This window comes from Dermabacter sp. p3-SID358, from assembly GCF_025147465.1.
Classification (GTDB): Bacteria; Actinomycetota; Actinomycetes; order Actinomycetales; family Dermabacteraceae; genus Dermabacter.
The window spans coordinates 131,796-150,730 of sequence record NZ_JALXOZ010000003.1; the positions used below are offsets into that span (position 1 = coordinate 131,796).

The following is an 18,935-nucleotide window of genomic DNA, read 5'->3' on the forward strand; positions in this document are numbered from 1 at the left end:
CGTTCGCGGCGTGAAAGCGCACGAGTCATTGTTTGGGGTTAGCGGAAATGGCACGAGGACCCAACCCCAGGTACTGTTAATGAGAACGGTTACCATTCAAGGAGGGGTTTATGCGGATTCTCCGCTCCACCTGCGCCACACTCGCGGCTCTCACGCTCGCCCTCGCGCCCGCTTTCGCGGGTCCCGACGACGACCGCACGGTCCACACAAACGCGCACATCGACGCGCCCAAGGTCTTCTGGGACGACGCGAACGGCTTCCAGATCAACTCGCAATCAAACGGGAAAACCCTTCCTCTCGACAAGACCACCAACTGGGTTGGCCGCGGCTACAGGGATGTTGGCAAGCAGAGCTACATCTTCCCGGTCACGAAAGACCCGCGCCTCAGCTTCCTCGGCAAAGACGGCGACCTCCTCTACATGGCGCCCCACAGCCCAGGCCCCGGCAACACCCCCATCTGGTCAGGCTTCGGCGCGGACACCGCGGTCCCGATCGAAGACTTCCAAGACGAGAACTTCACCATCGAGCTCACGGGCTTCAACGGTCCCGGCGAGATGAACATGTTCAACTACTCCGAATACGGCGACCTCCCCGTCACGCGCCTCTTCTCCTCGCACGACAAGGACTCACGCGCCGTATGGCTCGATCCCGGAACGCACACCCACAACTTCACGACCTTCACCAAGCCCGGCAGGTACGAAGTCACCTACGAGGCGAGCGCACGAAAGTCCGACGGCACCTTCACCTCCTCGAAACCCACCACTTTGGTGTGGCGCGTGGGCGGCACCAACCCTGCCGACGAAAAACTCGGCGATGTCAAGGCCGCGTACGACAAGGCGGAAAGCGTGAACGGCGACGCGAAGCCGACGTTCACGATCGCCCCGCACACCGGCAAAGACCGAGACGGCGATAAGAGCCTCACCGACCTCACTTTCGATGCGGGCAACGCCGAAGCCGAAGGCGCCGTCGTGTTCTACATCGACGGCTACCACCTTGCCGAGATCCCCGTGAAGGGTGGCAAGGCCACGTGGAGCGAAATGATCGGCTCCAAGGATTCAACCTTCCAGGCCGTGTTCGTTCCCACCAAGGGCGCCTCACGCTGGGTAAGTGCACCCCTCACATCGACGACGGGGAAGCCGGCAACGTCCACGAAAGAGAGTGGTGAATTCCCGAGGGAAGCGTCGGAAAACCCCGCCGGTGATTTCCCGAAAGGTGAGGTCAAGGCGAACTCCCGCGACGTGTCGGTGAGCGCCAAGGTGGAAAAGAACGACAACCTCATGAAGGTCGACACGAAACCCGCCGACGATTCGCTTGTGTACCACGTGACCGGCGGCTTCTACGAAAAAGGCTCTGACTTCCCGACGTGCGAAGTCGATGTTGTGAGCGGCCCGGACCGCCGGAGCTTCGACGTGGACCGTGAAGCCTGCAAGGGCGACCAGTACGACCTGCGCCTTGCCCTTGAGCCGCTGCCGCGTGCCGCGATCGGCAACACGGAGGTCGCCGACTTCGGGCCCGTGAGCACCGCGGAAAAAACGGTGTCGACCCAGTTCTCCGAGAACGGCGCCACGAGCACACCGGATACGGGGGAGGGCGGGAAACCGTCGGACCCGGAAGGAGATGAAGGAGCAAGCGGCACCCTCGCCACCACGCCGGTCACCATCAACAACGGGCACGTTGACCTGCGGGTCATGGAAGACGAAGGAAACTTCACCGTTGCGCTTGGTGATGACTCCCGACAGCACGCGAAGAAGTCCGTGACCCGCACGATCGACTCAACGACGCTCGAGGTCACGAAGTTCGCCAAGGTGAAGCGCGGCGGCAACGTGCTTGCCGACAAGAGCTACGACGTGCTCGGTCCCGAAGGCACCGAGCTGTACATTCTCCCGCAGTCCCAGCAGCAGGGGCGCGTGTGGCCGGGCTTCTCGAGCGAAGCTCTTGACCGCGAGAAGTACCCCGAAGGTGCAACGATGACGCTCACGCCCGTAAGCGCGCCCAAGGGTGCAAAATGGTTTGCGTACACAGAGGGGCTTGGCACGCTTGAGAAGGTGTATGCCTCGAGTGACAAGGCCTCCCACATTCCGCTTCCTCCCGGAACCCACATGCACACCGCGTGGGCGTTCACGAAGCCAGGAACGTACACGATCGACGTGACCGCGCGCGCGAAGGCTGCGAACAATGGCGAACGCAGTGCCGGCAGCGGCGAGGTCACCGCGAAAACACAGCGGCTCACGTTCGTTGTGGAGAAGCCGTCGCCGGGCAACGAGGGTGGCAGCGAGGCTGAGGAGCCGTCGGACCAGCAGCCGGAGAATCCCGCCGAGGCTGGTGCCGCTGATTCCGATGGTGCTGGCTCTGGCGGCGCCGGCGAGGGTGCTGGTGATGCTGCCGGTAGTGGAGCTGCTGATGCGGATGATGCTGCGGCGACCGATGCAGGCGGTGCTTCTGACGCCGGTGGGGCTTCTGATGCCGGTGGTGCCGATGCTGACGCTCCCGGTGCCGGGGGTCTTCTTAGTGACCTTCCGCGAACCGGCGCAAGCGTGGGCCTCACCATTGCAGCCGGTGCGGCCCTTGCGGCCGGTGGTGCGGCCCTCACACGGCGCCGCAAGAACAGCTGAACGCCCCAACGCGCCCCATAGCGAAGAGCCCGCGATTCCTCGACGGGAAGCGCGGGCCTTTTCGTGTCGTTATGAGGGGGTAGGGGTCTCTCACCACACGGGAAGTTCGCCCTCGCCCGGCGTGATGCGTAGCTCGCTCTCGTCGATCGGGCGGTCGTTGATGCTTGCTTCCCGACGCGCCATGTAGCCGTTCTCGTCGAACTGCCACAGCTCATTGCCGTAGCTGCGCCACCACTGGCCGTTCTCGTCTTGCCATTCGTACTGGAAGCGCACTGCGATGCGATCGTCAGTGAATGACCACAGATTCTTGCGGAGGCGATACTCGCGCTCTCGCTCCCACTTGCGAGTGAGGAACGCGACCACGGCCTCGCGGCCCTCGATGTGCTCGTCGCGATTACGCCACACGGTGTCGACCGTGTACGCCTGCGCGACCTTCTCCGGATTGCGGGTATTCCATGCATCCTCAGCGGCTTGCACCTTCTTGGCCGCCGATTCAGCGTTGAACGGGGGGATAGGCATGCGTTGTTCAGTCATGCCACTAGTATGACGCGCATCATAGAAAAAGGGGAAGGTGAGTGCGAGAGCCCGTGCCTCTTGAGGCTTGGGCGTGTCTCGGCGCATTCGCTGGCTTGTTCTTCGTGCCGCCCCGGCCTTCGCCGAGCCTTGTACCTCGGCGTCCCGGCCTTCGCCATATATTCCTCCCTGCCGCCCGGCCTTCGCCGCACATTCTTCCCTGCCGTCCCGCGCCCCTTTCCCCGCACACCGCGCGAAACTATGAAGAAAATGCGGTCTCGAGCCGGGGTGGGAACCGGTTTGGGCCGGATTTTTCATAGTCTGCGACGCCTGGCGACTTGCTGCGGGCAGCAATGCAAGTGATGACGGCACAGTTAAGCCTTTCCTGGTGCTGTTGGCGCGCTGCCGCTCCCCGGCTGCAGCTTCTTCCTGCTTGCCTGCCCTTCCCGCGCGAAACTATGAAGAAAATGCTGCTTCGACGTTGTGCCCGGCCCAGATTAGGACGAAATCTTCATCGAGAGTGACGCAAATGCGGGGCGCCTACACGAGGGTTCGCTTCTTCAGGCGAAGTTGGACGTCGGCGCATTCGGCGACGCGCCTCGAGTGCGTCACGACGATCACGCACTTGCCTGCCTTTGCCGCGCCGCGCAGGATTTCGATAACTTCCTCGGCGGTGTCCTCGTCGAGATTGCCCGTGGGTTCATCCGCAAGGATCACGGGCGCCTTCGATACGAGGGCGCGGGCGATCGCGACGCGTTGCTGCTGGCCGCCCGAAAGGCGCAGCACGTTGCGCGTGGCCTGCTCCTTCGTGAGGCCTAGGCTCTCAAGGCTCGAGATGCCCGCCTTCTTGTCAACGAGCCGCAGATTCTCAAGCGGCGTGAGGTAGTCGATCAGGTTGTAGTTCTGGAACACGAGGGAGATCTGCTCGCGGCGGTGCTTCGCGTACCCCGTATCGGCGATGTCCTTGCCGTTGAAGCGCACCGTGCCACCGGTGGGGGCCTCGAGACCAGCGAGGAGGCTCAACAGGGTTGACTTCCCAGCGCCCGAGGCTCCGACGATCGCGTAAAGCTTGCCGAGTTCAAACTCGGTCGAGACGTCCTCGAGGACTCGTCCGCGGGACTGCTCGTAGGTGTAGCTGACGTGGTCAAGGTGAAGAATGCTCATGGAATAGCTCCTAACTCATTGAGGCGAGAATCGATTTCGGGCTGCGCCGAAAAACTGGAATGAGAACCGCGGCAACGGCGATGGCGACCATGAGCGCGCCAATGCCGAGGGCGGCGAGGGCTGCGAGGGGACTCGTGGAAGGGGAGAGGGATTCGAGAACCGGATCGTTCGAGCGCGCGAGAAGTGCATCGCTCACGGTGTGCGTGGCGAAAATGCTCGCAACCAGGGCGAATACTGCCGCAGCTGCACCGATCAGACCGATCTCGACGAGAAATTGGCGAAGAATACTTCCCTTGGATCGGCCGAGCGAGAGCAGAATGCCGATCTCGTGCAGTCGACCGCGTGCCCAAAACGCGAGCACGAGCACGAGCACCGCGATACTGACGGCGCTGAGGCCAAGCACGAGCCACGTGAGGAGCCGCTCAACCCCCTGAATTGAAGAGAGCACCCCGCGAAACTGCGCGGAATTGTCTTCGAAAGTGAGGTGCGGTTTGGCCTTGCGCGCATTGGCAAGGGCGGCGGGAAGTTCCTTCGCGCTTGCGGTTCGAAATCGCGCGAGAGTGAGGGCGTCCGGGTCGATCAAAGCGCCCATGTCGCTCGCGGCGGTGAAGATACGGTTTTCCGCGGCGCCGGCCGGCAAGCCCGACGGATTCTCCGCACGCCCGTTGAAAATACCGGTCACGGTGAGGCGCATGAGCTGACCCTCGCGCACGAGCGTGAGAGGGCTGCCGAGTGTCAGGTGATTTTTCGCGGCGAAGTCGCGATGCACGAGAGCACCGTGTGACCCGGAAGTAAGCGGTTCGCCTTCCTCAAGAGAGAAAAGCTTCCCCTCGAACAAGGGATTGAGCCGCGAATCGGTTGTGCTCGTCGCCGTCACCTCGCCTGCAAACTCCGGGTCGAGCTGCACAGCCCCAGCCGCGGCCACGGGACTTGCATTTTTGGACTTCACGAGGATGTCGGTTTCGTACGCGCTCGCTTTCACGCCGGGAAGCTTCGCGAGGGCCGCGGCATCAGTGCGGGCGAGGGAACCGTCGGAATAGTGCGCCGTGAAACCAGCGCCGACGTTCCTATCGATTGCGCCGCTAATGTCACTCATGGTCGCGCGCACACCGGATTGCGCCACGAGGCACGTGAAAATGAGCGTCATGAGAAGCAGAAGAATGATGCTCCGCGCTGGGCGCCTTTGAAGCGAGAAAGCGGCCAATCGTGGTGAGGATAAACCTGTCATTTGAGGGCCACCAACAGCTTTTTCGGGGCGGTGCGCAGCATGGGAAGTGCGGCAATAAGCACACAAAGAATAAGTACGACGCCTGCCGCGATCGCAACGCTTGTCACATCTTGATGTCCGAGGCTGACGTGAAGAGAATCGAGAGTTTTGAGGGCACTTGAGGACTCAAGATCGGCACCGGCTTGCTGCCCGGGGGCAAACCCGTTTTGCGCGGAAGAATTGACACTTCCGAGCACCGAAGAACCGATCGACTGCGCGAGAACCGTACCCACGAGATAGGAGATGCCGAGCGCCGGAATGGCGATGAGGTCAAGTTCCATCCAGTATTGGCGGAGCATCCCGCCCTTGGTGGTGCCCACAGAGAGAAGTACGCCGGTTTCTTTCTTGCGCTCGCCGAGCCACAAGAACAGGATAAGGCTCAAAAGGGCGATGGCCAGCACAAATGTCGCGATTTTTGCGCCGTTCATGATCGAGCGCACGCCGTCCACGGCACCCGTGATTCCCGCGAGGTACTGCGTGGCCGGGGCGAGCTGGTAGTTGCGCCAATCGATCCCGAGCCCGCTCGCCTCCTCCGCAACTCCTTCGAGACTCTCACCCTTTTTCACGAAAAAGTTTGCGTCCTGATAGATCTCGGTTTTCTTGGTCCAGCCGTAGAGCTCGCGAGTGGTATCGAGGTCCGTAAAAAGGGTGTTGGCAAAGAGCTCGCTTCGCTGCGCAACCGGGCGTGGATTCTCGCCGGAAAAAAGCCCCACGATCTTCGCTTTTACTTCTGTCGTGGACTTGTTTTGGTTGTCGACGTCGAACTGGTTCCCCTTCACGGTGATGGTGTCGCCAAGTTTCAGGCTATTTGCCTTCGCGAGATCCTCGTGGATGAGGGCCGTGTGGGAATCGCCGCTTGTGAGGTGTCGGCCCTTCGTGAGCGTGAGAGTGCCCCCGCGGAAGCTGTTCTCGAGCTCCGAGCCGTTCACGCCCCACACGTTCGCGGCGTTGCCAAACTGCTTTTCCTTCTGCTCGTCGTATTCGTTGTGGTCGAGCTTTTTGACGCTCGCGCCCACGAGATCAGCCGTGACATTCTGTCGAGCCACGTAGCGCTCAACGCCCGCGAGGTTCGCGATCTTCGCGATGTCAGCACCTTTGACCGTGCCCGCGCCTCGAGGTGTGCCCTGGTTGAACTGCGGATTATTCTGCAGAACAAAACCCGCGCCAGTGCGCTTCTCGACTTGAGAGCCGGCGGCATCGGCAGCGCGCGTGACCGCGCTCGTCACCATGAGCGCCGACATCATCGCCGCGAAAATACCTAAAATAATGAACGACTTGACGCGCTTACGCGAAACGTAACGCCAGGCCCGGCCGAAAGACGACACGGAACAATCCCTTCTCACAAGCAACATAAGGTTTTATCGCCGCGATGTAACAGCGTGCGGCAACGACGAAAGAATCTAACGAAGCTCTCTGGAACGGTTCCCAGTTTCGAGTGTGAAATCCCGGGGAAAGCGATGCCCTCTAGGGGGAAACTCCGGGATTGACGCGCGTCAAAAGTCCCGATTCTTCTCGAACATCTGCGGAAATGGACGCGGGCCCGGATCAAACCCGGAAAATCTATGGCTGGTCTCTGTTTGAGCTAAACCTGGCTAGCACCGCCCAAGGCCGGAAACAATCGTGAAGAAAGTGGTGGCGTGAGGGCGTTCTGGAGCGGCGCCGCACCGAAAATTTCATAGAGAGCGACGGCGGGAAGGGGGTAGCGACGGTGCGAACTCCGGTCGGAGGCTGGAAGCGGTTGTTGGTCGGGGGCTAGAAGCCTGTTTTGGTCGCCTTCGGGTAGTACTTTCTGAACTTCTGCACCTGTCTGAAGCCCGAGGCGAGGGCGAAGCCCTTCATCCATGTGCCTTCGGGCGCGTACCGGTAGGGGTTGTCGACGCCGTGGGCGCGAACGGCGGCGGCGAGCTGGGCACGAAGCTCGGGCTCGGTGACGTAACGCTTGACAAGCCACGTGGGCAGGATCGAGTAGAGGTGCTGGTCTTCGGCGCGCACGCGCGCGAGCGGCGCGTTGTCGATGAAGTCGGCGACAACGTGCTCGGGATAGGAGCCACCCGCGGCGGTCACGTAGTAGTTGTTGCGGCCGAGCCGAGGATTGAGCTCGAGGAAGTAGGCGGTGCCGCTCTTCGAGTCGACTTTGAGGTCAACGTTCGCGAAGCCCACGTAATCCACGTGGTCGAGGAGCTTCTCGAACTGTTCCACAATGCGAGTGTGCGGCCCGGTGAGCATCGCGGCGGGTCGACCAAGTGCGTCGGGGGTGTGTTCACCGAGGAGAACCTGCGCGGCGCACGTCAGGGTGACGCCGCCGGTTCGTGAGCGATACCCGGTGATGGAGTACTCGGATGTGTCGTCACCTTCGATGAGCTCCTGGAAAAGGAAGCGGCCGGTAAAGCCAGCTTCGCCGAGTGCGCGCACGAGGTTGTCATACTCGCCCTGCGATTCGATGACGAAGACTTTCTTCTTGCCGGGGAAACTCACGTGGGAGTATTCGGCGGTGTTCGCGGGTTTGCCGATCACGGGGAAAGCCCACGGTAGCGAAGCGGGGGCATTGAAGTCGTCCGTGCCGTAGTGAGCGAAATCGACGATGCGCGTGGGAACCGTGGGAATGCCGAGCTCGGCGCACGTCTCCTGGAATTGGGCCTTGTCAGCGAGTTTCGCGAGGGTCGTCGAGTCTACCTGGGCGATGATGTAGTGTTCCTCGAGCTCTTCGCGGAAGGTGTCGAGGAAGGCGACGAACGAATCTGCGTTGGTGAGCAGAAGCGTGGGTCGCTTGACCTCTTTATCGTGCGCGAGCTGCACGAGCGCGTCCTTGAGCTCTTCGTCGCTCGCGCCTGCGCCAATCGCGAGGTGTGCGCTGGTCACGGTGCGCTCGTTCATGGCGACCGGCGTGCGCATGACCGTGAGGCAGCGCATTCCATACGCGGCGTGGAAGGCGTTCGTGACGTTCAGTGAGTTGAGGCCCGCGCCAAGCACGACGACGTCGAACTCGATTCCGCCGCGACTCGTTCCCGGAGTGGGGCCTGGTGTCGAAACTGCGAGGGGAGAGGCCACGAGGGCGCCTTTCATGAGAGATCTGCTAGCCGTGTGAGTGTATCGAATTCGGTGCTGCATTTTCCCCGTCTGCGTGCACAAATGCTCAGTAGACTCCTCTCATATTTGTGGGCACGCAGGAGGTGTGCCCAAAGCCAAAGGAGCAATGATGAACGAGAACAGCCCCCTCGACAAGGTCAAGAACGCCGCGCAGTCCCTCGCGGATACGGCGAAGGAGAAGCTCCCCGCGGGTGTCGATGCTGCGGCCGATGCGGTTGTCGATCTTGCTGCGAAGGCTGAGGAGAAGTTTCCGCAGGCCAAGGGTGTGACCGACAAGGTCGTGGATGCCGCCGGCGCCGCACAAGACAAGGTTCACGAGCTTGACGATGAGTCCAAAGGAGACGCCGAGGCGGCTCACTGAGTCGACGCCGATCGAGGTTATGAAGAAACCGGGTTGTTTCCTGGCTGTTGAGCCGGGAGCGGCCCGGTTTTTTCATAAAGAGTGACGGTAGGTAGTAAGGGGAAGAGTGACAGTAGGTAGTGACGGGGAGGAGTGACGGTAGGTAGTGACGGGGAGGAGTGGCGGAAGGCAGCGACGGGGGCCGACGCCCGCCTAGCCCATATCGACGTCAAAGAAACGCGAATCGCGCCACTAGAATCCCGCAACCTGCCCCCGACCGACAAAGAAGGGTGCTAGTCTTCGAGCGGTTGTGCACGGACATGGACAGAGAGCCATGCGAGCACATTCATGTGATCCGGGTACAGCCATGCCTTTGTCCCGTTTTCACGTGAGGAATGTGCATGAGCACCGTAGCGCCTGAGCGCCCCGCAACCACCAGTAATATCGCCCGCCCCGCTAAGAACGAGACCGCAGTGACGGCCTCGGGGCCGGCCCCGACCGAAGCACACGGCCACGACGCCGACTTCAGCTTCACCCCCGTTCCCGCATCCGCGCGCCACGGCTTTTGGGCCGTGGGCTTCGTGATGCTTGGATTCACCTTCTTCTCGGCCTCGATGAGCGTCGGCGCGAAGATCGGCAATGGCCTCGATCTTGGCGGCTTCGTGTGGGCCACGACGATCGGCGGCCTCGTGCTCGCGATCTACACCGGCGGCCTTGCCTACCTCGGTGCAAAGACCGGCATGGGCCTCGACCTCCTCGCCCGCAAGGCATTCGGCCGCATCGGCTCGCTCCTTCCCTCGGCCCTCGTGGGCCTCACTCAAATGGGCTGGTTCGGCGTGGGAGTCGCGATGCTCGGCATCCCCGTCGCCGATCTCCTGCACATCAGCCCCTGGTGGATCGTGGTTGCCGCCGGTGCTGCGATGACCGCCTCCGCGTACTTCGGCATGAAGGCGATCGAGATCGTCTCGTTCGTGTCGGTGCCGCTCATCGCGATCCTCGGTACCTACTCGATGGTGACGGCCACGAGCAAGGCCGGCGGCCTTGTTGAGGTGTTCGGCGACGGCTCGATGCCGATCGTGACCGGCATCGGCATGGTCGTGGGTTCGTTCATCTCGGGCGGCACCGCGACCCCGAACTTCACGCGCTTCGCGCGCTCGGCGAAGGTTGCCGTCATCACCACGGTCATCGCGTTCTTCCTCGGCAACACCCTCATGTTCAGCTTTGGCGCTGTCGGTGGTGCGTTCACCGGCAAGGACGACATTTTCTACGTCATGATCGCCCAGGGCCTCGCGATCCCCGCGATCCTCGTGCTCGGCGCGAACATCTGGACCACGAACAACAACGCTCTCTATACCTCTGGCCTGGGATTTTCGAACATTACGCGCGTGCGCACCCGCCCCATGACCCTCATCGCGGGCATTTTCGGCACGGTCAGCGCGCTGTGGCTGTACGAGAACTTCGTGGGCTGGCTGAGCTTCCTCAACGCCGCCCTTCCGCCGATCGGCGCGATCATCATCGTGGACTTCTTCGTGCGCAAGCACGCCTACCTCGATGCCAACGCTGAGGAGCAGACCGTTGCTCCGCACGCGGTCATCGGCGTTATCGCCGGCGGTCTCGTGGGCTACTTCGTGCCGTGGGGTATCTCGGCGATCAACGCGGTCGTGGTCGCGATTGCCATTCACCTCATCGGCGTAGCCTTGACGAAGCGCCGCTAACAGCACCGTGGGGCGCGGCGTGGTTCGCCGTGTGCAGGCGGGCCGCGCCCGACTCACGTCCGGGCTGGTCGCCGTCCCGAGCGGCGCCACTCCAGTGCCCACCTCAGTCACCTCTCACCTCAGCCCCAGCTTCCCTCTCCCGCACCGATAGAAAGGCCTCTTCGTGCTCATCCAGAACGTTTCCCTTCCGAGCCGTGAGGGCTCGGTTGACCTTCGCATTTCCGACGGTTGCTTTACCCACATCGAACCGAATCTCCCCGCAGAGCCCGGCGAAGAGACGTGGGATGCCGAGGGTCGACTCGCGCTTCCGCCTTTCGTGGAGAGCCACATCCACCTTGATTCGGTTCTCACCGCGGGCGAGCCGCGATGGAACATGAGTGGCACCCTGTTCGAGGGGATCGAGCGCTGGAGCGAGCGGAAGAAGACCTTGAGCGTTGAGGACGTCAGGGAGCGCGTTCGCCGCGTCGCGCGCGACCAGGCGAGCTTCGGCGTGCAGTACGTGCGCACCCACGTGGATGTGACCGACCCCGAGCTCACGGCGCTGCGCGCGATGCTCGAGCTGCGCGACGAGCTCGCCGACCTCATCACTCTCCAGATCGTGGCGTTCCCGCAGGAGGGCATCGATTCGTTCCCGAATGGCCGCGACCTGATGGTCAGGGCTGCCGACATGGGCGTGGATGCGATCGGCGCGATTCCCCACTTCGAATTCACGCGCGAATACTCGGTGGATTCGCTCAACTTCGCGTGCGAGCTTGCGCGCGATCGGGGCCTGCTCATGGACGTGCACTGCGACGAGATCGATGATGAGGCCTCGCGTGGCCTCGAGACCCTCGCGGCGCGCGCCCTCGAGTTCGGCATGGGAGAGAAGGTCACGGCTTCGCACACCACGGCGATGCATTCCTATAACAACGCTTACTTCGTGCGCCTATTGCGCCTGCTCACGATGAGCGGGATCAACTTCGTCTCGAACCCGATGGTGAACACGCACTTGCAGGGCCGCATGGACACGTATCCGAAGCGCCGCGGCGTCACGCGCGTCAAGGAGCTCACGGAGGCTGGCATCAACGTGAGTTTCGGGACCGACGATATCCGCGACCCGTGGAACCCGCTCGGTACGGGGAATCTCCGCGACATTGTGCTGACGGGCCTTTATGTCACGCAAATGATGGGCTACCCGCAGATTGCCGAGTCCTACAACTTCGTGACCCACAATGCTGCGCGCACGCTGCACCTCGAAAATTACGGCATCGAGGTGGGCAACCCCGCGCGTTTCGTGGTGCTTGACGCCCCGGATTGGGTTGAGGCGCTCAACTTCAATGCGCCCGTGGTGCGCTCGTATCGCGATGGGAAGCTCATCGCGAAGACCGAGCCGGCGACCCGCGAGGTGTTCTGGGGCTAGGCCCTGCTCGCTGCTGCGCGGGAAGCGTAGGAGGTGCGACCGAGAAGAGCGAGCGCTGTGACGCTCGCGGGGTGCTCTTCACGGGGGTAGCCGCATCGGTTTTCGCAAAAAGAAGGGACCCGGGCAATCGCCCGGGCCCTCCCTTTTGCCTGTCTCTGCTTAGTTCTTGCGCATGCGGATCACGGCGAAGGCGCCGCCGCCGATGAGCGCGAGGGCGAGAACTGCCGTTGCGGCGATCTCGGCGCCCGTGCGAGGCATGAAGCCGCGGGTGCCGCTCTGCGCGCCCGAGGAGTTCGAGGAGGAAGCGGGGGCCTGCTTCGACGGGCCAGCCGGTGCACTGCCGCTTGCCGAGTCATCGTCGGAATCCGAGCCGCCCTCCTGCGGGGGAGTTGCCGGGAGGGCCGCGTCATCACCCGAGCCGGTGCCGCCCTCGCCGGTGTTGCCATCCTCGGTGCCGGAATCCGCTTCGCCGTCGTCACTCGGTGCCGGGGTGGGATCGGGGACCTCGGTGAAGGAGATGCCGTTCATCTGCCATTCGCTCTCGGTGATCGTGAGGTCTTGGACGACGGGGTTGGGGGCAACCTGCGGGATGCCGTTGTCGATCTTCACGCACTCAATGAGGAGGCTCGCTTCCCCTTCCTTGGCGAAGTCGACGAAGCTCGCGTCGATGGGGTTGACGGCCTTGCCGTCCACGAGGTCGTCAACGCCCGACATGACGATGGGCATGTCGTTGGTGGGGATGTCGGCGACGTCGACACCCTGAAGGAAGGACGTGCGGGCGCCGTCGACGTAAGGCTCTTCGCACTTCACGCGGGACTTCACGGTGTAGGTGAAGGGGTCGGCGTCGAGCGCGCCCTGCTTCTGGACGCCGTCGGACGTCTCGATGGTCGCTTTCACGTCCTTGTCGATGCTCACCTCGGTTTTCGCGGAGGCGACCTGGGGGAGGGCGAGGAGCGCAGCGGCGCCGACGAGGGCGATCGGGCGACGGAGGGAGAGGGAGAGCTGCATGGTTCTACACGTTCCTTGAGCACGGAAGGGGGTTGGCGAGGACAACTGTGACAGGTCGTAGTAAATGCCGGGTAACTAATCGGTGTCGAGCTTCGCCGCCGATTCGTTACTCTCCCTTCACTTAGACCCTTTAGCGTTCTGATTGGCCTTCCGAAGCCTTGAGAGAAAGAATCCCCATGACCGAGCTCCGCTCCTCCCACGCCTCCTCCTTCACGAGCCCAAGCCGCCGCACCGTTCTTCGCGGCACCGTCGCCGCCGGCGCCCTCGGTGCCGTCGCGGCCGCTGGCACCGGCTCCGCGATCGCCGAAGAAGCCCCCGCGCCCGAGCCACAGGATCTCGCCCCCGCCGAGACGGGCCTCGAGTGGCTCGTCGTTGACCACCACGTGCACTCGCTCTACAGCCACGATGCGAAGTACACGATGGACATGATCATGGATAAGGCCGAGGAGTTCGGCGTGGACGTCATTGCGTTCACCGAGCACTCCAACTGGGGCCACGCCAACAAGGGCGGCGTGTGGGAAGCGAACCGCCTCATTCGCAAGGCTCGCGACGAGCGCAAGCTCATGGTGCTCCAGGGCATCGAGTGGTACATCCCCGCGGCCGAGCACTGCACCGTGCTCATTGCCCCCGGCGTTAACGAGGCGCGTGTGCTGCGCACCTTCGAGCTCGAGTTCGATGGCAAGCTCAACGGCTGGGAGAAGCCGGAGCGCGGCACCGAAGATGAAAAATTTCAGGAAAAGAAGGCATGCGAGGCCATCGCCTGGCTCGGCCAGCAGAAGCGCGAAGGCTTCATCGACGACGCGATTGTGATCGCGAACCACCCGAGCCGTTACTGCATTGACTCCCCGAAGGAACTTCGCGCGTGGCACGATGCCGACCAGGACATCTACCTCGGCATGGAAGGCGCCCCCGGTGCCCAGGGCTCGGCCTTTGGCCTCAACCGCGATCCGAAGTTCCAGCGTGGTGAATACGAGAACAGCCGCCGCAAGGACTCGTCCCCGCACTACCCCGACGAAGCCTTCCGCACGCGCGGCGGCTTCGACTATCTCACCTCGGTCGTTGGCGGCATGTGGGACTCGCTGCTCTCTGAGGGCCGCCGCTACTGGATCACCTCGAACTCCGACTTCCACCTCAAGACCCACGATACCTACCGCGTGGGCGACTACCCGAAGGGTGACGGCTGGGAGGAAGGCGCGAGCCTCGGCAACTTCAACCGTGCGGGCCGCCGCCCCGTGCCCGTCAACACGAACGAAGCTCAGGGCGGAAGCGACTACTGGCCCGGCCAGTTCTCCCGCACGCACGTGGGTGCCACGAGCCGCTCCTACGAAGCGGTCATGGAGGCCATGCGCGCCGGTCGCATCTGGATCGAGCACGGCCACCTCATTTCCGGTCTCGAGGTCGTCCTTTTCGCGAAGGACGACAGCGCCGAGCCCGTGACTCTCGGTGACACACTCAAGGTCAAGGCCGGCACCGAGCTTGGCCTGCGCGTGAGCGTGACGCCCACGACGAAGGAGAACTCCGCTGGGATCCTCCCGGAGCTCGCGCACATCGACCTCATCCGCGGGCTCATCACGGGCCCGGTTGAGGATGTCAACACGACGACGGCCCCTCACACCAAGGTCGTTGAGCGCAAGGAAACCGCAGGCCACGGGCTTGAGAAGTTCACGGTCGAATTCGACCTCGGCGTCGTCGAAGAAAGCGGCTACATTCGCCTTCGCGGAAGCGACGGCAAGCGCTCGGGCGTCGGCCCGATGGGTGCTGACGTTGACCCGGCCGGCCCCATCCCCCACGGTGGCGGCAACGGCGAGGGCAGCCCGTGGATCGACACGTGGATGTACACGAACCCGATCTTCTTCAAGGTTTCCTGATTTTGGTTTTCTGAAAGCGTAGGGCTCGGGCCCGCGGTATCGTCTCGCGGGTCTGGGCCCTTCGCCATGAACGAAAGGACTTCTCACGTGATGCCCCTCAACCGTCGGACATTCCTGACCGCTGCCGCCGCCACAGCCGCGAGTGCCGCTGCCCTCACGCCCGCGACCGCCTCGCCGCTCTACGAGCGCGACGAGAACGATATGCCGCGCCTTCTCGACAATCCTTTCGATCAGAGCCTCACGAACCCCGCGCCCGAGGGGTGGGTCTCGAAGAGCCCGCTGCAGCGCGCCCACGCCCACAACGACTACCTCCATGAGCACCCGCTGTGGGATGCGCTCGCGGAAGGCTTCTGCTCGGTTGAGGCCGACGTGTGGTTCGAGGGCGGCAAGATCCTCCTTGGGCACACGCGCCTCGGCGTGCTGAGCGGCCGCTCCCTCGAGGAGTTCTATGTGAAGCCGCTCGCAGCGCTCGTGCGTAGCAACGGCGGCCATGTGTTCCCCGGCTACGAGGGCCCGTTCCAGCTCCTCATCGACATCAAGGACCAGGGCGAGAAGCAGCTTCCCGCGATCGAGCAGATGCTCGCGCCGTACAGCGACGTGTTCTGGCACGTGAATCGCTGCGGCGAGGTCGTCGAGAACCCCGTGCGCGTGGTATACACGGGCGGCCGCCCGTTCGACCTCATCAAGGACAACCCCGAGCGTTTCGGCTCGGCCGACGGTCACCTCGGTGACCTCGGTGGCGAGGCGCGCCCGCTCGAGATGCCCCTTGTCTCGGAAAGCTGGAGCGAGTGGGGCTGGCAGGGCTTTGGCGAACGGCCCGAGGATCAGTTCCGCTCGCTCAAGGAGTTTTCCGACGGCGCCCACGCCATGGGTGCACGCTCACGCCTGTGGGGAGCCCCCTCGAAGCTTCCGAAGCGCCGCGAGATTCTCTGGCAGATGCAGCTCGATGCGGGCATCGATCTCATCAACGCCGACCACCTTCCCGAGCTGCGCGCGTTCCTTCTCGAGCGCGGCGTCGCCTAAGACTCCCCGCTCGAAGGCCTACCGCGCGCGCTCGGCGAGCAGCTCGAGCACGTGGCGGTAGGTTTTTCCCGTTGCGCGGGCCATGCCGATCTCGCACGTGCGGTTGAGCGAGGCGTGTTCGTCCGCGTTGAGGGCCTTGACCTCAGCGGCTTCGGCGGCCGTCGCGGAGGCGGTGAGCTCGGGGTGGAGCATGCCGCGGTCACCCGCGAAGGCGCAGCAGCCCCACGCGTAGGGCACGGTGACCTTTGCGTACGCGGCCTTCGCGACTTTTTCGAGGGCGGGGTTGAGGCCCATCTGCGTCGAGGAGCACGTGGGGTGGAGCACGAGATGCTCGTTCGCCTGGTCGATGTCGAGGTGTTCGAGTACGTGATCGGCCGTGAACTGCACGGCATCGAGCACCTCGGCGCCGTCGTTCTCGAGGATCGCGGCGAAGCCTTCGGTGCAGCTTGACGCGTCGCTCACGATCGGCAGGCCGAGCTCGCGCACGGCGTTCACGACCTCGCGGGTTTTCTTCGAGATCACCTCGTGGCCCTTGGCCTTGCCCTTAGACGTCCAGGGCGTGCCGCAGCACGTCGAATCGATGCCCTTCGGAATGAGCATCGTAAGCCCCGCTTTCCTCAGGAGCTCTTCGAACGCTGCAACAACATTTCCGCCGGGCGCGGCGCCGCCGAACATCGTGTTCACGCAAGCGGGGATGTACACGCCCACGAGCGCACCGTTCGCGGCGCCGGCCATGCGGCCCTCCGGCAGGGGAGCGCCAACGCCAAGACCTTCGGCACGCTCACCGAGCTTGCCGCGAGCCCTTCCGCCGGCCGGCAAATCCTTCGAGTACCGGGGAACGGTGTCCTCGCCGAGCAAGCGTCGGCCCACACCAGTCGCGGCCCCCACAAGCGGCCCCGGAACCTTCTCGGCGGTTGTGAGTCCGACGGAAGCCCCGCGCGTGATCGCGCCCCACGACGCTGCCGCCGCCTTCCACGCCCCCGATTCGACCGGATTCGTGTTTTCTCGGCGCAGCCTCTTCACGAGCAGGCCCGTGTTGATGCCCACGGGGCAGGCCGTGACGCACATGCCGTCCACGGCGCACGTGTCGATGCCTTCGTAGTCGTAGTCCTTCGCAAGCTCATCCGCCGTCGCCGCATCCCCGGCTTTGCGGGCGCGCTCCTCGGCGCGGCGCACGACGATGCGCTGGCGCGGCGTGAGCGTGAGGTCTTTGCTCGGGCACACGGGCTCGCAATAGCCGCATTCGACGCAGCGATCGGCCTCGATCTCGATCGTGGGGTTGAGCTTGAAGTTCTCGAGGTGCGCCTTCGGGTCGTCCTCGATGAGAACTCCCGGGTTGAGGATCCCCGCGGGATCGATCAGGCGTTTGATCCGCTTCATGACGTCGTAGAGCTCATCGCCGTACTGGCGATGCACGAACGGTGCCATCGCGCGGCCCGTGCCGTGCTCGGCCTTGAGGTTGCCGCCGCGTGCGAGAACGGCGTCGACCATCGACTCGGTGAAGGCGCCGAGGCGCTCGCGGGCGGCCTCGCTTTCGAAGCGGTCCGTGAGCATGAAGTGGATGTTGCCATCTTTCGCGTGACCGAAGATCACGGAGTTCTCGTAGCCGTGCTCATTGAAGAGTTCGTGCAGGTCACCGCATGTATCGGCGAGGTTTGCGGGCGGGACCACGACGTCCTCGAGGAGCGCGGTCGTGCCGCTTTCGCGTGCCCCGGCGACGGAAGCGTAGAGACCTTTGCGCAGCGCCCACGCGGTTGCCCGCGCGACGGGATCTTCGGAGAAGATAGCGGGGGAGCGAAGCTCGTGGGCGTGCAGGATTTCTTCGCCTGCGCGCTGAATGGCGGTGAGCTTTTCGTGTTCGTCGTCGCGATACTCGATGAGGAGCGCCGCCTCCGTGCTCGGCGCGAAACCCTTGATCTGCTCGGGAACCCGCGCGAGCTTCTGGCCCACCGCGATCGAGGTCGAGTCCATGAGCTCGAGCGTCGCCGCGCCTGAATCAACGAGCTCGGGCAGGATACGGGTTGCCGCATCGAGGTTTGGGAACACCGCGAGCGCGCTCGTCGTGAGCGCCGGGATCGGGACCGTGCGGAACGTCGCCTCGGCGATGAACGCGAGCGTCCCCTCGCTTCCAATCACGAGCTTCTCGAGAATGTCGATCGGCCGCTCCGCATCGAGGAAGGCGTTAATGCCGTAGCCCATCGTGTTCTTGAGCGCGAACCGTTCGCGGATCACGCGCACGCTTTCCGGGTTCGTGACGACGCGTTCGCGCAGGCGCGTGAGCCCTTCGTGAATCTCGGGAGCCTCGCTGCGCAAGCGGGCGTCGGAAGCCTCCCGGTCGCTCGTGTCGAGGGTGAGGCCCGACGGCAGCACCATGACCATCGATTCGAGAGTTCTGTAGGTGTTCTCTTCGGTACCGCAGGCCATGCCGCTTGAATTGTTGGAGACGACGCCGCCGATCGTGCATGCGGCCTCGCTTGCCGGGTCGGGGCCGAGGCGGCGCTTGAAGCGGCGAAGGCGCGCGTTGACCTGCGCAATCGTTGCGCCGGAGCCGGCGCGCACGCGCGCGCCCTCGTCGAGAACTTCGATGTGGCGGAAGTTCTTGCGCACGTCGATTTGGGTGTGCGGGCTCGAGGCTTGGCCGCACAGGCTCGTGCCGCCCGAGCGGAAGGCCACGGGGCTTTTCGCGGCGTTTGCGCCCTTGAGGATTGCGGCGACTTCGCGCGCCGAGTCGGCGAGCACGACCGCCTCGGGGGTGAAGAGGTAGTGCGAGGCGTCGCTCGCGGCGGCAACCCTGTCGATGAGGCGTGTCTGGATGCGGCTTTCGTCGCTCACGGCGGCGGTCACGAATGCGGGAGCGGTGTTCACGTGGTCCTCCATAGGGGCGCCCGGCGGGCGTTGGCAGTGCTTTAAGCCTAAACCCGAGTGCGGCTCGACGTTTG

At 63.8% G+C, this 18,935-nt stretch carries 13 protein-coding genes; 6 read left to right on the plus strand and 7 right to left on the minus strand.

Annotated features, from left to right (window positions below):
* Positions 1-110 precede the first annotated feature (110 nt).
* Positions 111-2,612, plus strand: a complete 2,502-nt coding sequence (locus M3B90_RS02710; RefSeq protein WP_259888514.1) for a choice-of-anchor M domain-containing protein — start codon at positions 111-113, stop codon at positions 2,610-2,612.
* 90 nt (positions 2,613-2,702) lie between these two features.
* Here the strand turns inward: M3B90_RS02710 and M3B90_RS02715 are convergent, their stop codons facing one another.
* The 5 genes from M3B90_RS02715 to M3B90_RS02735 form a co-directional block, all read right to left on the minus strand.
* A complete protein-coding gene (locus M3B90_RS02715) occupies positions 2,703-3,146 on the minus strand; it encodes a nuclear transport factor 2 family protein (protein ID WP_259888515.1) in 444 nt (147 codons plus the stop codon).
* Positions 3,147-3,665: 519 nt separating this feature from the next.
* On the minus strand, positions 3,666-4,289 hold the full coding sequence (locus tag M3B90_RS02720; protein WP_259888516.1) for an ABC transporter ATP-binding protein: 624 nt from the start codon (positions 4,287-4,289) through the stop codon (positions 3,666-3,668).
* Between the two features lie 10 nt (positions 4,290-4,299).
* Positions 4,300-5,436: an FtsX-like permease family protein gene (locus M3B90_RS02725; protein WP_259888517.1), complete on the minus strand. Its 1,137-nt coding sequence runs from the start codon at positions 5,434-5,436 to the stop codon at positions 4,300-4,302.
* A 77-nt stretch (positions 5,437-5,513) separates the two neighbouring features.
* Positions 5,514-6,881, minus strand: a complete 1,368-nt coding sequence (locus M3B90_RS02730; RefSeq protein WP_259888518.1) for an ABC transporter permease — start codon at positions 6,879-6,881, stop codon at positions 5,514-5,516.
* A gap of 427 nt (positions 6,882-7,308) precedes the next feature.
* On the minus strand, positions 7,309-8,604 hold the full coding sequence (locus M3B90_RS02735) for a carboxylate--amine ligase (RefSeq protein WP_259888519.1): 1,296 nt from the start codon (positions 8,602-8,604) through the stop codon (positions 7,309-7,311).
* Positions 8,605-8,749: 145 nt separating this feature from the next.
* Here M3B90_RS02735 and M3B90_RS02740 point away from each other — a divergent pair, with 145 nt between their 5' ends.
* The 3 genes from M3B90_RS02740 (at position 8,750) to codA (ending at position 12,097) form a co-directional block, all read left to right on the plus strand.
* Positions 8,750-9,004, plus strand: a complete 255-nt coding sequence (locus M3B90_RS02740) for a hypothetical protein (RefSeq protein WP_259888520.1) — start codon at positions 8,750-8,752, stop codon at positions 9,002-9,004.
* Between the two features lie 380 nt (positions 9,005-9,384).
* Entirely contained in the window at positions 9,385-10,698 is a 1,314-nt protein-coding gene (gene codB / locus M3B90_RS02745; protein WP_259888521.1) for a cytosine permease, read from the plus strand.
* 163 nt (positions 10,699-10,861) lie between these two features.
* Positions 10,862-12,097 carry a cytosine deaminase gene (codA, locus tag M3B90_RS02750; protein WP_259888522.1) on the plus strand — a complete coding sequence of 412 codons (1,236 nt, stop codon included), beginning with the start codon at positions 10,862-10,864 and terminating at the stop codon, positions 12,095-12,097.
* 159 nt (positions 12,098-12,256) lie between these two features.
* Here the strand turns inward: codA and M3B90_RS02755 are convergent, their stop codons facing one another.
* A complete protein-coding gene (locus M3B90_RS02755) occupies positions 12,257-13,105 on the minus strand; it encodes a hypothetical protein (protein WP_259888523.1) in 849 nt (282 codons plus the stop codon).
* A 176-nt stretch (positions 13,106-13,281) separates the two neighbouring features.
* On the opposite strand from M3B90_RS02755, the gene M3B90_RS02760 reads away from it, so the two are divergent.
* Together M3B90_RS02760 and M3B90_RS02765 are read left to right on the plus strand one after the other, a co-directional pair.
* Positions 13,282-14,973 (plus strand): PHP domain-containing protein, encoded by a 1,692-nt coding sequence (locus M3B90_RS02760; protein WP_259888524.1) that lies wholly within the window; start codon positions 13,282-13,284, stop codon positions 14,971-14,973.
* Positions 14,974-15,060: 87 nt separating this feature from the next.
* Positions 15,061-15,996 (plus strand): hypothetical protein, encoded by a 936-nt coding sequence (locus M3B90_RS02765; protein WP_259888525.1) that lies wholly within the window; start codon positions 15,061-15,063, stop codon positions 15,994-15,996.
* Positions 15,997-16,014: 18 nt separating this feature from the next.
* On the opposite strand, the gene M3B90_RS02770 is transcribed toward M3B90_RS02765, so the two are convergent.
* Positions 16,015-18,861: an FAD-binding and (Fe-S)-binding domain-containing protein gene (locus tag M3B90_RS02770; RefSeq protein WP_259888526.1), complete on the minus strand. Its 2,847-nt coding sequence runs from the start codon at positions 18,859-18,861 to the stop codon at positions 16,015-16,017.
* Positions 18,862-18,935 lie beyond the last annotated feature (74 nt).

Bases quoted from the DNA above. Each gene is read 5' to 3' on its own strand.
- M3B90_RS02710 (WP_259888514.1), top strand. From the start codon at position 111: ATGCGGATTCTCCGCTCCACCTGCGCCACACTCGCGGCTCTCACGCTC.
- M3B90_RS02715 (WP_259888515.1), bottom strand. From the start codon at position 3,146: ATGACTGAACAACGCATGCCTATCCCCCCGTTCAACGCTGAATCGGCG.
- M3B90_RS02720 (WP_259888516.1), bottom strand. From the start codon at position 4,289: ATGAGCATTCTTCACCTTGACCACGTCAGCTACACCTACGAGCAGTCC.
- M3B90_RS02725 (WP_259888517.1), bottom strand. From the start codon at position 5,436: ATGACGCTCATTTTCACGTGCCTCGTGGCGCAATCCGGTGTGCGCGCG.
- M3B90_RS02740 (WP_259888520.1), top strand. From the start codon at position 8,750: ATGATGAACGAGAACAGCCCCCTCGACAAGGTCAAGAACGCCGCGCAG.
- codB (WP_259888521.1), top strand. From the start codon at position 9,385: ATGAGCACCGTAGCGCCTGAGCGCCCCGCAACCACCAGTAATATCGCC.
- M3B90_RS02755 (WP_259888523.1), bottom strand. From the start codon at position 13,105: ATGCAGCTCTCCCTCTCCCTCCGTCGCCCGATCGCCCTCGTCGGCGCC.
- M3B90_RS02760 (WP_259888524.1), top strand. From the start codon at position 13,282: ATGACCGAGCTCCGCTCCTCCCACGCCTCCTCCTTCACGAGCCCAAGC.